Below are 13,768 nucleotides of genomic sequence, written 5' to 3'. Positions count from 1 at the left end.
AAGGAGTGAATAGCGTCATGTCTAAAGGTTATGGAACAGGCTTTGCGTTAATTGTAGTATTGTTCATTCTTTTAGTTATCGTAGGAGCTGCTTGGTTACCGTATTAATACAAAAGGGACGATTCAATTTAGAATCGTCCCTTGAACAGTTGGATGATTAAGTATTGAGGGATAAAAATACTCATTCCGCTTTTAATGATAACTTAGTAAAAAACTTTTACCCGTTGCTTTTTACATAAATATCTCCATGCACCAAATACTAAAATAAAATAGTACAGAAAGAAGGGGCTAAAAAATGCATACAGTTTGGCGAGGTAGCATTAGCTTCGGGTTAGTTAATATCCCAATTAAGCTCCATGCGGCAACCGAAAATAAAGATATTAAATTAAGAAATCTACACGCTGAATGTAAATCACCTTTAAAATATGAAAAAACCTGTCCTGTGTGCGAAAAAGAAGTGGGAAATGATGAAATTGTAAAAGCTTATGAGTATGCAAAAAATAAGTTTGTTATTCTCGATGATGAAGAACTTGAAAAGTTAAGAAAGGAAAATGAAGATAAAGCGGTCGAAATCATTGATTTTGTTAAATTAGAGGAAATCGATCCGATTTATTTTGAACGGAGCTATTTTATCGCACCGAGTGAAGGTGGAACAAAAGCTTACACGTTATTACGTAAAGCATTAGAAGACTCAGGCAAAATTGGTGTAGCCAAAATTATTATCCGATCAAAAGAACATTTAGCTGTTGTTCGAGTTTATAAAAATACACTTGTTATGGAAACGATCCATTTCCCTGATGAAGTTCGAAATGTTGCTGATGTTCCAAATGTTCCAAATAGTGATGATGTCACGAAAAAGGAGTTAGATACGGCTAAAATGCTCATTGACCAACTAACAACTGAATTTGATCCTGAAAAATATCATGATGAGTATCGGAATGCATTGATGGAATTAATTGAACAGAAGAAGGGTGATGAGCAAATTGTTACTGCTGCAGACAAAAAAGCGACCACCGGTAATGTAACAGATCTTATGGCTGCATTGCAAGCTTCCATTGATAAGACGAAAAAGAAACCGGCGCCGAAAAAGAAAGCTGCAAAAGCAAAAAAGAATGCATAAAGTAACATGTTTTATTAACCATATCATATATGGATGTGAAGCGACCCCCAATTGTTAGATTTCGTGTCTAACAATTGGGGGTCAGTTCAAGTGAAGTATGAATCCTAAGGAAAAGTTAAATCTCTTTCAATAATCGAGGTAGCTCCGATAATTCTTTAATCGTATAGGTTGGGTAAATATCGTCAACAATGTCTTTTCCATCACGATTAATCCATACATTTCTCATCCCAATTTGGTTAGAGCCAATAATATCAGTGTGTAAGTTATCACCGACCATAACAGCTTCTTCTTTTGTTAAATCTGTTAAATATAAACAATGCTTAAAAATTGCTGGATCCGGTTTTCCTCGCCCAAATGCGCCAGATATGACAATATGATCAAAATAAGGGACTAATTCAGGTGTCATATCTAATTTTTCATTTTGCAATTCCGGCGAACCGTTTGTTAGGAGTAGCAGCTGGTAGTCTTTTTTTAATTCCTCTAATAAAGTGAACGTATCTTCGTATACGAAAGGTAACGTTCTTCTATTTTTAGCAAATAATTCACCGAGCTCAGCACCGAAGGCAGAATCGTCAATTCCAATTGTCTTTAATCCTTCTACCCAAGCATCGGTACGGTATTGAGGAACAATTTCCTTCATCTTACGGAAGTTTACGTTAATTTTATCCCCAAAGTTTCCCCATAATCCTTCAAAAGGATTGATACCAATCATTTTTGTAAATTCATAAGTTTCATAACTGCTATATAATTGACGCGCAGCTTCTCTTACCGCTTCTTCAAATTGCTCTATGTCTACACCGTATTTATCTACTGCAACTTGGCATGTAGCCTTAAAAGATTCTGCGACACTTTTTTTATCCCATAATAATGTGTCATCTAAGTCGAAAATTACTGCTTTTACCATTTTTATCTCTCCACTCCTTTAGAATATTAATATACATAGATTGTACTATAAAAATGAATTTGAAAATGAAAAACTTCTAAATTTCGACTAAGTAAAAAATAAAGTTTTAATTTTGGCATAACGGTTATTGTATTTATGTATTCATTATAATGATAGTCAAATTCTTTGCATGACCTTCAAAAATATGGATTTATGATGGAGGGTTACAAATGACGAGAGATCAGTCAAAGCAAGAAAAGCTTTGGCAACAGTTTCACGGGCCGAATCTTGGCTATATTATAGAACAATATGAAAAAAATAGCCTTGGTCAGACTGAAGTGGATGAGGACATTATAAAATGGCTTCAAACCATCAATCTAGAAAACAACAAGGAAGATAAAACGGAAGATTCTTTACCTTCGTTGAATTTTGAAAAAGTAGCTTCTGCTATGAAGCTTGCTGATGCAATTAGACAAAATGGACATATAATAGCTGATATTTATCCATTTTCAATCGTTAAAAAAGAGCCCGATAAATTTCATTTAAAGAGATTTCAGTTGACAGAAGCAGACTTATTGAAGATTCCTTATCCATTAATATGTCCATATGCACCAACTGATGTAACAAATGGAAAAGAGGCGATTGATTATTTAAAGGAAGTTTATACGAAAACATTAGCCTTTGAATTTAGTCATGTTCATGAAGAGTATGAGTGTGAATGGCTAACTGAAATGGTTGAGTCGGGTGCAATATACCGTCCCTTTTCTAGTGAAGGACGAAAAGCACTATTAGAACGGTTGATAGAAGTTGAAGCATTTGAACAATTTTTACATCGGACATTTGTAGGCCAAAAACGCTTTTCGATTGAAGGACTGGATACTCTTATTCCGATGTTAGATTGTGTAGTTGAAGAAGCTGTACAAGAAGGTGTTTCAAATATAATGATTGGAATGGCACACCGAGGTCGGCTAAACGTTTTAGCACACGTGTTAGGGAAACCATATGAGCTGATTTTTGCAGAGTTTTTACATGCTCCAAATAAAAAACTCGTACCTTCAGAAGGATCGATCGGGATTAATTACGGATGGACAGGGGATGTGAAATATCATCTAGGTGCAAATCGAAAACTATCAGATCGAAAAACAGAGCATGCGAAGTTAACGTTAGCTAATAACCCTAGTCATCTTGAGTTTGTTAATCCTGTTGTCGAAGGTTTTACGAGAGCTTCTCAAGAAGACCGTACAAACAAAGGAAACCCTTCACAAGACTCATCGCAAGCTTTTGCGATATTAATTCATGGTGACGCTGCCTTTCCAGGTCAAGGAATTGTAGCTGAAACGTTAAATTTAAGTAGGTTAATAGGCTATCAAACGGGTGGAACGATCCATATCATTGCAAATAATTTAATCGGATTTACAACAGATATGCGAGATTCACGATCGACACGATATGCAAGTGACTTAGCAAAAGGTTTTGAAATACCAATTGTTCATGTAAAAGCAGATGATCCCGAGGCTTGCTTAGCAGCAATTCACTTAGCTTTTCAATATCGTTCACGCTTTAAAAAAGATATATTAATCGATTTAGTCGGCTATCGGCGCTTCGGACACAATGAAATGGATGAACCGATGATGACACAACCGAAAATGTATTCAGCAATTAGTCAGCACCCGACAGTAAGAACGAAATACGGTGATTATTTGCTCGAAAACGATTGGATAACCCATGATGTGATTAAAGCAATAGAGTATTCTATTCAAGAAAACCTTGAAAGTGCCTATGAAAAAATGAAACAAATAAAACAATCTAAACGTGAGGTAGCTGGTCTAAAAAGTACTCGAGATGGCCTTCCGAACATTGAAACGAAAGTAGAAGCTAATTCCTTAAAGAAAATAAATGAGGCATTATTAACTTGGCCAAACCAGATCAATATCAATGAAAAGTTAGAGAAAATATTAAAAAGAAGAATTCAAGCCTTTGATGGGCAAGGGAAAATAGATTGGGGATTTGCCGAAACGCTAGCTTTTGCAACAATTTTAAGCGATGGAACTCCTGTGAGAATTACAGGACAGGATTCTGAACGTGGCACATTTGCACAGAGACATCTTGTTTTACACGATCGAGACACAGGGGAAGCATATTCACCACTTCATATATTCCCTCAAGCGAAAGCGTCCTTTGCGATTCATAATAGTCCCCTTTCTGAAGCGGCAGTTGTTGGATTTGAATATGGATACAATGTTTTTGCACCGGAAACATTAGTTCTTTGGGAAGCACAATACGGCGACTTTGCAAACTCAGCTCAAGTATTATTTGATCAATTTATATCGGCAGGTCAAGCGAAGTGGGGGCAGAAATCTGGTCTCGTTTTGCTATTACCACACGGTTATGAAGGTCAAGGACCAGAGCATTCGAGCGCAAGGTTAGAAAGGTTTTTACAACTATCAGCAGAACAGAACTGGACAGTTGCGAATGTGTCGACGGCCGCTCAATATTTTCACCTACTTCGTCGGCAAGCAGCAACTCTTAAGGTGGAAGAAGTAAAACCACTCGTTGTAATGACACCTAAAAGTATGCTTCGGCATCCTAGGACAGCTTCGACTATTACTGACTTGAGTGAAGGTTCATTCCAACCCTTTTTACAGACGACTTCTTCGCACCGGTCTAAAGAAGATATAAAAAGGATTGTGTTTTCATCAGGTAAAATTGGTGTAGAACTCATTGAAAATATAGAAAAGCTACCAGAAAACAAACGAAAACACATTCATCATATCCAAATTGAAGAGCTTTATCCTTTTCCAGAGAATAGACTCAAGGTGCTCGTTAGTGAACTTCCTTCTATCGAAGAAATACTTTGGGTACAAGAGGAGCCTAAAAATATGGGTGTATGGACATATATTGAGCCGAGGTTAAGAGCACTGCTTCAAAATGTGCCTGTAAAGTATATTGGTAGAATATCAAGGTCGAGCCCAGCGGAAGGAGATCCTAACGTTCATAAAAAAGAGCAGGAGCGAATTATCTATGAAGCGATACAGTTCTAAGCGAAAGGAGAGATACTAAGGTGGAAATAAAAGTACCTGAGCTAGCTGAATCGATAACTGAAGGAACGATTGCCAAATGGTTAAAGCAACCTGGTGATGTTGTTGAAAAAGGCGAGTACGTTGTTGAGATTGAAACGGATAAAGTAAATATAGAAATTACGAGCGAAGTGTCTGGTGTAATAAAAAAGCATATTAAAAATGAAGGGGATACTGTACATGTGGGTGAGACGATTGCCATTGTAGAAGAGCAGAATAACAGTGAACAACAAAAGATGGATCATACAATAGCACTTCATGACGATATAAAAAAAGAGCAGGCAGAAACAATAGCTAACAAGGATAAGCACAAGCAACCCATCGCTTCTCCAGCTGCACGCAAGCTAGCGAGAGTGAAGGGGATTAACCTTGATGAAATACCAGCTCATGATCCGTTAGGTAGAATAAGAAAGTTAGATATTGAACGCTATGAACAACCGCACTTAAAAGAAGAGAAACCATCAAGTACGAATAAACAAACGGTAGTCAAAGAAGATCGGGATGACATAGAACGTATTCCAATGTCTCGTAGAAGACAAACGATTGCAAGACGTCTCGTTCAAGCTCAACAGTCTGCGGCGATGTTAACAACTTTTAATGAAGTAGATATGACAGCGATTATGGACGTAAGATCCCGTCATAAGGAAGAATTTCAAGCTGAGTATGGAATAAAATTAGGTTTCATGTCTTTTTTTACAAAAGCCGTAATCGCAGCTTTGAAAAAATATCCTTTGTTAAATGCAGAAATTGAAGGTACTGATATTATAAAGAAAAACTTTTACGACATTGGAATTGCCGTTTCAACAGAGGAAGGTTTAGTCGTTCCTGTTGTTCGTAATGCGGATAAAAAAGACTTTGGCCAATTAGAAAGCGAGATTGCAAGACTTGCGACAGCGGCAAGAAATCACTCTTTAAAAATTCAAGATTTACAAGGCGGAACATTTACAATTACAAACGGAGGTATATTTGGCTCCCTTCTTTCAACACCTATTCTAAATACACCACAAGTCGGTATTTTAGGGATGCATAAAATTCAGTGGAGACCCGTTGCTATAGACAAAGAACGGATGGAAAACCGACCGATGATGTATATTGCGCTTTCTTATGACCATCGAATTATTGATGGTGAAGAAGCAGTCAGTTTTCTTGTTAAAGTTAAAGAGCTCATAGAAAGCCCGGAAAAGATAATGCTGCAAAGTTAAGGAATCACAGCCTTCATGTTCTTTTTTAGAGCATGGAGGTTTTCTTTTGGAAGGATACAGTAAAAATGGTACAAATGTATTATAACAAAATTCAGAAAATAGTTGACTATTATATAACAGTGATAATATAATAGAAAACAAGAAAAGTGAATAAACAAAAAAATCAAACAAGGAGTTGTTTAAGATGAGGAAATCTACTGAGAGTAAGAATAAAGGGCAATTCGAAGAGGTACAGGAAGAGCAAACAATCCTTGATATGATCAATGATTACTACGCTCGAAACTAAACTTGTTGTCTAATTTCCATTTCACCATATATCACATACTTACCTCAAAAAAGCCGTCTAACAAGACGGCTTTTTTAGTACTTAATGAGGTTATCCGTAAACATTTCTTGTAGTATTTAAAACTTATTTTTTCTTTTCTGTTATAATACAAATTTTGCTAAGTAAAGTACTCTATTTTAGCTTCAGGGAAATATTCATGAATGTAACCATGTAGTGTTTCTTTTAACTGTTCTTGTTCATCGGTTTGATATACATATTTGCCAATCCCGTATTTACCCCATTTATACTTTCGTTTTTCTTCATCCAATTCCAGTTTCGTCATCGGGTAATTTTTTTCAATGACTCGTTTAGCTGGCTTTGTAAATCGGTGTTGAATTAATTCAAAAGTGACATCCTTTTTAGCTTCATCTGGCAACGTTTCGTTTAAGGTTACAAACAACTTTTCGTAGCCTTCTTGCCAACCTTCATAAATGTAAATAGGTGCAACGATAAAACCTAATGGGTAACCCGCAATAGCAACCTTGGCTGCTGCTTCGATCCTCTGTTGTAGGGGAGATGTTCCAGGCTCAAAATTTTTAATAATAAAATCCGCATTAACGCTAAAACGAAATCGAGTTCGCCCATTATGTTTGGCATCGAGCAAATGATCAACGTGATGAAATTTTGTAACGAAGCGTAATTTACCCAAATCAGATTTCCCAAAAAATTCGATCGCATGTTTTAACGAGTGAGTGAGGTGGTCGATACCAACGATATCTGATGTACAAGATGCTTCAAAGCGCGTAATTTCTGGGGCACGTTCGTCCATATATTTTTGTGCTGCAACGAGGATTTCATCCGTATTCACATATGTACGAATATATGGTTTGCTTCCCATCGTTGTTTGTAGATAACAATAATGACAATGTCCCATGCAGCCAGTTGCCAAGGGGATTGCATATTCAGCGGAGGGTTTTGATGTATCAAACTTTAACGTTCGTCTGACACCAACTACTAATGTAGATTTAGCATTCCGATATTTTTGTAAGTCATTGTCACCAGGAATGTTCCGAACTTGATTATGTGAAGTTGTTTCTCGTATTTCTATTCCCATAGATTCAAATTTTTTCTTAAGTTCATTCCCAAGTGGATAGGCAAGGGCCTGAGTTTCAATGTATACAAGTTGAGGTATGAAGGGCTTAATCATGGAGTCACTTCCTCAGTAAGGGATTACGTTACATCATAGCGCCAAAATAATACTCATACATTTGTTTGGCTTCTTGAGCCGTTTTATACATCGCATACTCATCAGATAAAGGGTAGTATGTATCATACATAAAAAGGGATAACTCTTGGGGGTTTTCAGGGTTAGCAGTGATCGTTGCTTCTTGTATAGTTGCAACGTTTTGTGTATGGGGATTGCGATAGATGACATAAACTGAATCCCCAGCTTGTAACTCATGTATATCCATAATCTGTTTCATCCCTTTCAATAAGTAATTACTGTAATAGTAATTTTACCTTTAGTCATTGAATTATTTGTTTAACCAAAAAGTAAAATTTGTCAAAATGTATAGTCATAATAAAACAAGAAAAAATAGTTATAGATATTCGTTAAATGATATCGATGAAGTGATTTTGTAACAGCAGTTCTATCCGTTCTCCTTTTTTGGTATGATAAAGGTAATTGTATGTAAAGGAGGATATGTCATGATTCATCAAACTTGGACTGAAAGCGAAACAATCAAAAAAGTAAAATGCGTACATACGAATGCAAAAAAATATATGGTAAACCGTGCGTTAACTGCTGAAAAAGTGTACGATGTAAAAAATGAAACGGAAGAATTTTACTTTGTCGTCGATAACACAGGAAAAGTGGGCGGGTACTACAAAGATTATTTTCAAGAGGTATAAAAAGGTTGGTTTCATTTCAGTTGTATATTATACGACTGAATTTTAGATTTATTTAAAAAAGGCTCTTTTCTCAAAGATTGTTGCTTTTAGCTTTTGGGCCGTAAGCCAAGCGGATGCTTGGCTCTTCACGCATAGCGTGAAAAACGGTCCAAAAGCAACAAAGTTTACGAAAACAGCCTTAAAAAATAAGTAGACTGACTCGATGTGTTACGTACTTAAACGGTATTGTTAAAGTATCGTGTTAAGTGCAACACTAGAGCCAGTCTTTTTTTACAATTTTTCTAATGAGTGCCTGAGCTTCTCTTTGTCAATATGAGTACCGATAAATACTAAAGTTGTAGGATAATTCATCATATCAGGTAATAAAATGGGTTGCCCGTTCGTATATTGAAACGAATATAGGAGGTCAGATTCCTTAAAACGAATAAATCCTTTAATACGGTAGATTGAATTAGGTAGAGCAGTAATAAATTGCTCAAACCTTTCATGACTAATGGGACATTTGAACATATAGACATAGGTTTGCAATGCTAACTTGTCGATTGTTACAGTTGATTTTTCTTCTTTTGCATTTAGTGAAATGCCAGTAATGACAGAAGGGTTAATATCGGCATTTGTTGTCAGAATAGCCAATGCACGATTGTTTAGCGCCTGAATGGAGTAAAGTATAGATGAATGGGAACTCTCGTTAGTGAGATCACTTTTATTTAATAGTAATAAGTCGGCATGCCTTATTTGTTCTACAATCAGCTCTTTTACTGTAGGCTCAAGATGATGTCTATTGTTCCAAAGTGAGAGGTCAATGATTGTAATAATCCCTTTCATTTTAATTTTAGGTGCAATCGAAGGGGACAGGCAAGCGTCAAATACTTCTAATGGGTGGGCAGCGCCAGTTGTTTCAATATAAATGGCATCGAGCAAATTTTCCTCAAGTAGTTTCCCTAGTTGTTCTTCAAATTGATCGATAATCGTACAGCAAACACAGCCGTCTAGTAATTCCTTCAACGGTAAGTCATTAGAAATGGCAGAACTGTCAATCGAAACTTTGCCAATTTCGTTCATCACGACTCCAACATTTCTCCCAGCTTCTTTTTCATGCTTTAATAAGGATTTCAATAACGTTGTTTTGCCACTTCCTAAAAATCCAGAGAGTATGTATATTTCTGTTTGGTTCATCAAATAACTCCTCGTATGTTCAAGTTAAAAGGTAATTTTATTATACACTAGTTGATATGTAGTTGTATTTAGACAACGAGGGTGACTCTAAAGAATTATTGGAGACACTCTCGTTTTGTAAATTGTTTAAAACAAAGGCCATTCACTCAACGTTTCTTTATTACATCTTGTTTTTCTAAAAAAATTTGGATATTCATAATAATACTAATAAATAAACTAATCCATAAGCTCATCTCTACTATAGTAAGGTTAAGCTCTAACCGAATAGACCATAAGTTGTTTATGATAAAAGGTGAAAAAAGTAAAAATGTTCCTGCGATAAGGCACGTTTTAACAAACTTCTGTACTAAACTCTCCTTAATACCGAGCCAGCTCCCGATTTTTTCAAGAAATAATAATATAATTCCACCACCATCTAGTCCGGGAATCGGAAGGAGGTTAATCATTGCATAAAGTAAACTAAGTAATGCTATACCTAAAATCGCACTATCCATTAGTTGAGCTAGTGAATTATACAATTCGAGTTGGCCAATTAAGTCACGGTCAGGGGAATATATCGTTGTAATTTTAATCGAAGGTATAAATAATAGAAGATGATAAATTCCTTTAAAAGCTTGGATAACACCATTGAAAAAAGCTTCAGTTTGCTGGTAGCTAAAATAACCGTAGCAAAGTAAGTAAAGGAATAGATTTGCTATAGCTCCTGCTAGGAGGTATCCTAATTTAACAGTGAAGCTTGTTTGTTGAAATTGTTCTAGATCCACTGTTATTTTTCCGCTAACGGGTATTAAGTGAAAAGAGCATTGGCAGTTGTTAATGATTGTCCGATAGAGTAATGGGCCACGCCCTACATTAAATTCCTTAACTTTTATTCCTGAGAGAAGTGCAAAACAATAATGCCCCCATTTATGAATAAAAAGAATAAAATATACCGCTAAAATTAACTTTAGGATTAGGAAGATTTCATATAAAGTCACATTCTAGTCCCCCCTTATCCCCATTAGCAATGCATTATTAATGAAGAGGTGAAATCATTTCCAAACATCCTGATGACAATTATATTTCATCATATGATGCAAAGGGAGAACTAGAACGAAATCATTCATAGTTTTTTAATTGCTGTACTAGCTGCTTAAAGAGCTCTTCATTTTTTTCATCTAAAGCTTTATCAATCTGGCGTAGTAACATTTCTTTTTTATTTTGAACTAACGATTGTTCAATGACTTTCTCTGCTTGTTTAGTGACTTTCTCATAATATTCATAACGTCTAATATTATCGATTGCTTTATTTTCAATAAGTTGCAGATAGCGATGATTATTGAGCTTACCGTAAAAATGTAGTAACAAATAGACGGGTTCAGTTGGATTACTCATTATTTCACTATAAGCTACAGCAACTTCATCGTATACGCGTCCTGATTGATAGTATTTAAAACCAATTTCGTCTGAGTTAATACTAGAAATAACAACGGTTCTTCTGTTGGCTTTCAATTCATCCGTAAAATGGACATTTTCTAATATATGAAAATTTTTAATTATAACCTCTAGTAATCTTCTTGCATCTGCTTTCTTTAAGCGATGGTTTTCTAAAAACCATTGTAAGAAAGCTTTTTTTTCGTTCGCAGAAACCCATTTGCTCATTGAAAAAACCCCTTGGAAAAAACTATGATCATATTATTATACTAAAAAATAGAGGGCTAAGACTAATTGGTTGTTAGATTTTTTAACAATAAATTTTAAAAAAACTGGTTGACAGTTTCAGAGATAATAAAGCTAACTCAGTATTCAAACGTTTTATTAATTTACTACGTGCTCTGCGCCGGGAGTTATGACGTTTAAATGGAGATGTCTTTGTCCAATACTAGGTGTGTAGGGATGAAGATGAACGAAGAGCAAATCGCTGATGTATTTTAAACTTTATGGTTATGGTTACTTATATATAAACCAACAAAATAACAATGCGTTTATGTAAGGGTGACATTTTTCAATTTACCTTTAAAATACTATAATGGATGTAATTACTACATCGGTAGGTGGACGAAGCAGGAGGTTATTCCATTGTTTGGATTGTTTAAAAAGAAAAAAGAAAAAAATATAGAAAAATCTAAAACGAATCGCGTTATTTATATGTCAAACCATGTCTCTAAAAATGATTTGGTTTATTTACATCGTGAATTGCCATTACATGTACATTTTTTCGTCTTTAATAAAGGAGAATACGAGTTAGCTGAAAAGAATTTAGTTGGACGGAAAGTTACACTTTTTGAAGAAATAACACCTGATGCACTAAAAAAAATAATCTCAATTATCGAAGCGGAAGAGCCTGTCCTTTTATTTCCGGAATTAAGAGTTTCTCGGTTCGGGAATGTTATGAAAATTTATGAAGAAGTAGCCTTTATAGCTAATCGGACAGAAGCGACAATCTATCCAGTCATCATTCAAACAAATGATGGAAAGGGAAAGATGATTAGTTTTACTTCATTAAATCCTTTTTCGGATAAAGATGCTGCAATACATATTGGAGAACCATTTCAACTTAATATTCAAAAGAAACCAGAAGTGAATGAAAAAGAATTGGCTTCTTCAATGATCTATCAGAAGATGACAGAACTCTATGCAAAGTCGATGTATAAATATAATGTTAATTTATTCAATGAATTGCTAGAAGCATCGAGAATGTTCGATCCGAACAAAGTCATCATTAAAGATCCTACAAATGCTTTAACATACAAAAAATTATTACTAGGTGTTCAAGTATTAAGCTCTAAGCTAGAAACGATGCTAGAGGAAGAAAGAGTTGGAGTATTTTTACCTTCTTCAATTGGGCAAGCCGTGTGTTTGTTTTCTTTATTTAAAATTGGAGTGACTCCTGCGATATTAAATTTTACAATGGGTCAATCGACATTAATCGATTGTTGTGAAACGGCAAATGTAAACACGATTTTAACGTCTAAATTGTTTATAGAAAAAGCTGAGCTAGGGGAAATGATTGAAGTATTTGAGAAAAATAGACTATCTATTATTTACCTTGAAGAAGTAAAAGAAAGTTTAAGTTCGAAAGATAAAATAGTTGGATTAAAAAAACATGCGAGTTCACAGAGATCAGTTCACTCCAAAAATGAAGTGATCTTATTTACTTCAGGAAGTGAGAATAAACCAAAAGGTGTTATATTAACGCATGATAATATTTACGCAAATATTCACCAAGCTTTATCGATCATCGATTTACATTCAGGCGATCGAATGTTGAATCCGTTACCGATGTTTCATAGCTTTGGGTTAACGATCGGGACGTTCCTGCCACTTTTAGCAGGAATTCCTGTTGTGATTCATCCATCACCGATCCAATATAAAGTAATACCAGAGATTATTTATAATGAAGATATTACGATTTTACTAAGTACACCAACGTTTTTAAATGGGTATGGGAAAAATGCCCACCCATTTGACTTTCAAACGGTTCGGTATGCAATTGCTGGTGCTGAAAGTGTTAAAGAGGAAATCAAGGAGTTATTCCAACAAAAGTTTGGAATCCGAATTTTAGAAGGCTACGGTGCCACAGAAGCAGCTCCACTTTTGTCAGTCAATACGCCAATGCATACTAAAGAGCATTCAGTTGGAAAAATGGTTCCAGGAGTTCAGTACAAAGTACAAAAGGTCGAAGGTATTGAAAAAGGTGGAAGCTTATTAATCAAAGGACCTAACTTAATGAAAGGATATTTAATTCACGGGAAAGGATTTGTACCATTTAACGATTGGTATGATACTGGGGATGTCGTTGAAATTGATGATTATGGGTACATCACAATTAAATCACGATTAAAACGGTTTGCGAAAATTGGTGGGGAGATGGTTTCCTTAAATTTAGTAGAAGAAATTGTAGCTCAGTGCTTTGATGATATTGGATTTGCTGCGGTCAGTATTGGTGATAAACGAAAAGGTGAAAAAATCGTTTTATTTACGAATCATGAAGAATTTAATATGCGTGAATTAAAGCGATTTGTCAAAGCTCAAAAACATTCGGCATTACTGATTCCACAAGAGGTAATGCAGATTGAGGAGATACCTCTATTAGGTAGTGGGAAAACAGATTATGTTAAACTCGAGCAATTAGCAAAAAGTGAGTGATATA

12 protein-coding genes are annotated in these 13,768 nt (G+C 35.3%); 6 read left to right on the top strand and 6 right to left on the bottom strand.

The window, feature by feature from the left end; all coding sequences use genetic code 11:
• Positions 1–17: 17 nt before the first annotated feature.
• On the top strand, positions 18–107 hold the full coding sequence (locus tag J0N78_RS06415) for a YjcZ family sporulation protein (protein WP_209122209.1): 90 nt from the start codon (positions 18–20) through the stop codon (positions 105–107).
• A 187-nt stretch (positions 108–294) separates the two neighbouring features.
• Positions 295–1,119, top strand: coding sequence for a non-homologous end joining protein Ku (ku, locus tag J0N78_RS06410; protein WP_209122208.1), 825 nt, complete (start codon positions 295–297; stop codon positions 1,117–1,119).
• A 115-nt stretch (positions 1,120–1,234) separates the two neighbouring features.
• Here ku and J0N78_RS06405 read toward each other — a convergent pair whose 3' ends face one another.
• On the bottom strand, positions 1,235–2,023 hold the full coding sequence (locus J0N78_RS06405; RefSeq protein ID WP_209122207.1) for an HAD family hydrolase: 789 nt from the start codon (positions 2,021–2,023) through the stop codon (positions 1,235–1,237).
• A 209-nt stretch (positions 2,024–2,232) separates the two neighbouring features.
• Here J0N78_RS06405 and J0N78_RS06400 point away from each other — a divergent pair, with 209 nt between their 5' ends.
• Both J0N78_RS06400 and odhB read left to right on the top strand, forming a co-directional pair.
• On the top strand, positions 2,233–5,043 hold the full coding sequence (locus J0N78_RS06400) for a 2-oxoglutarate dehydrogenase E1 component (RefSeq protein WP_209122206.1): 2,811 nt from the start codon (positions 2,233–2,235) through the stop codon (positions 5,041–5,043).
• Positions 5,044–5,063: 20 nt separating this feature from the next.
• Positions 5,064–6,281 (top strand): 2-oxoglutarate dehydrogenase complex dihydrolipoyllysine-residue succinyltransferase, encoded by a 1,218-nt coding sequence (odhB, locus tag J0N78_RS06395; RefSeq protein WP_209122205.1) that lies wholly within the window; start codon positions 5,064–5,066, stop codon positions 6,279–6,281.
• A 443-nt stretch (positions 6,282–6,724) separates the two neighbouring features.
• On the opposite strand, the gene splB is transcribed toward odhB, so the two are convergent.
• Together splB and J0N78_RS06385 are read right to left on the bottom strand one after the other, a co-directional pair.
• Positions 6,725–7,753, bottom strand: coding sequence for a spore photoproduct lyase (splB, locus tag J0N78_RS06390; RefSeq protein ID WP_209122204.1), 1,029 nt, complete (start codon positions 7,751–7,753; stop codon positions 6,725–6,727).
• A 28-nt stretch (positions 7,754–7,781) separates the two neighbouring features.
• Positions 7,782–8,018 carry a transcriptional regulator SplA domain-containing protein gene (locus tag J0N78_RS06385; RefSeq protein ID WP_209122203.1) on the bottom strand — a complete coding sequence of 79 codons (237 nt, stop codon included), beginning with the start codon at positions 8,016–8,018 and terminating at the stop codon, positions 7,782–7,784.
• A 238-nt stretch (positions 8,019–8,256) separates the two neighbouring features.
• Between J0N78_RS06385 and J0N78_RS06380 the strand changes: the two genes are divergently transcribed.
• Positions 8,257–8,460, top strand: a complete 204-nt coding sequence (locus tag J0N78_RS06380) for a DUF6501 family protein (RefSeq protein WP_209122202.1) — start codon at positions 8,257–8,259, stop codon at positions 8,458–8,460.
• 270 nt (positions 8,461–8,730) lie between these two features.
• On the opposite strand, the gene J0N78_RS06375 is transcribed toward J0N78_RS06380, so the two are convergent.
• The 3 genes from J0N78_RS06375 to J0N78_RS06365 all read right to left on the bottom strand — a co-directional run bounded on the left by J0N78_RS06375 (position 8,731) and on the right by J0N78_RS06365 (position 11,277).
• On the bottom strand, positions 8,731–9,636 hold the full coding sequence (locus J0N78_RS06375; RefSeq protein WP_209122201.1) for a CobW family GTP-binding protein: 906 nt from the start codon (positions 9,634–9,636) through the stop codon (positions 8,731–8,733).
• Between the two features lie 146 nt (positions 9,637–9,782).
• Positions 9,783–10,613 (bottom strand): site-2 protease family protein, encoded by an 831-nt coding sequence (locus J0N78_RS26115; RefSeq protein ID WP_209122200.1) that lies wholly within the window; start codon positions 10,611–10,613, stop codon positions 9,783–9,785.
• Positions 10,614–10,734: 121 nt separating this feature from the next.
• Positions 10,735–11,277, bottom strand: a complete 543-nt coding sequence (locus J0N78_RS06365; protein WP_209122199.1) for a YpiB family protein — start codon at positions 11,275–11,277, stop codon at positions 10,735–10,737.
• Positions 11,278–11,694: 417 nt separating this feature from the next.
• Here J0N78_RS06365 and J0N78_RS06360 point away from each other — a divergent pair, with 417 nt between their 5' ends.
• A complete protein-coding gene (locus J0N78_RS06360; protein ID WP_247747169.1) occupies positions 11,695–13,764 on the top strand; it encodes an AMP-binding protein in 2,070 nt (689 codons plus the stop codon).
• The last annotated feature ends 4 nt before the right edge of the window (positions 13,765–13,768 follow it).

The sequence above is a fragment of the Alkalihalobacillus sp. BA299 genome, from assembly GCF_017745675.1.
Taxonomy (GTDB): Bacteria; Bacillota; Bacilli; order Bacillales; family Bacillaceae_F; genus Alkalihalobacterium.
The sequence above is the reverse complement of the archived record's forward strand: the minus strand, read 5'-3'. Positions and strand labels throughout refer to the sequence as shown.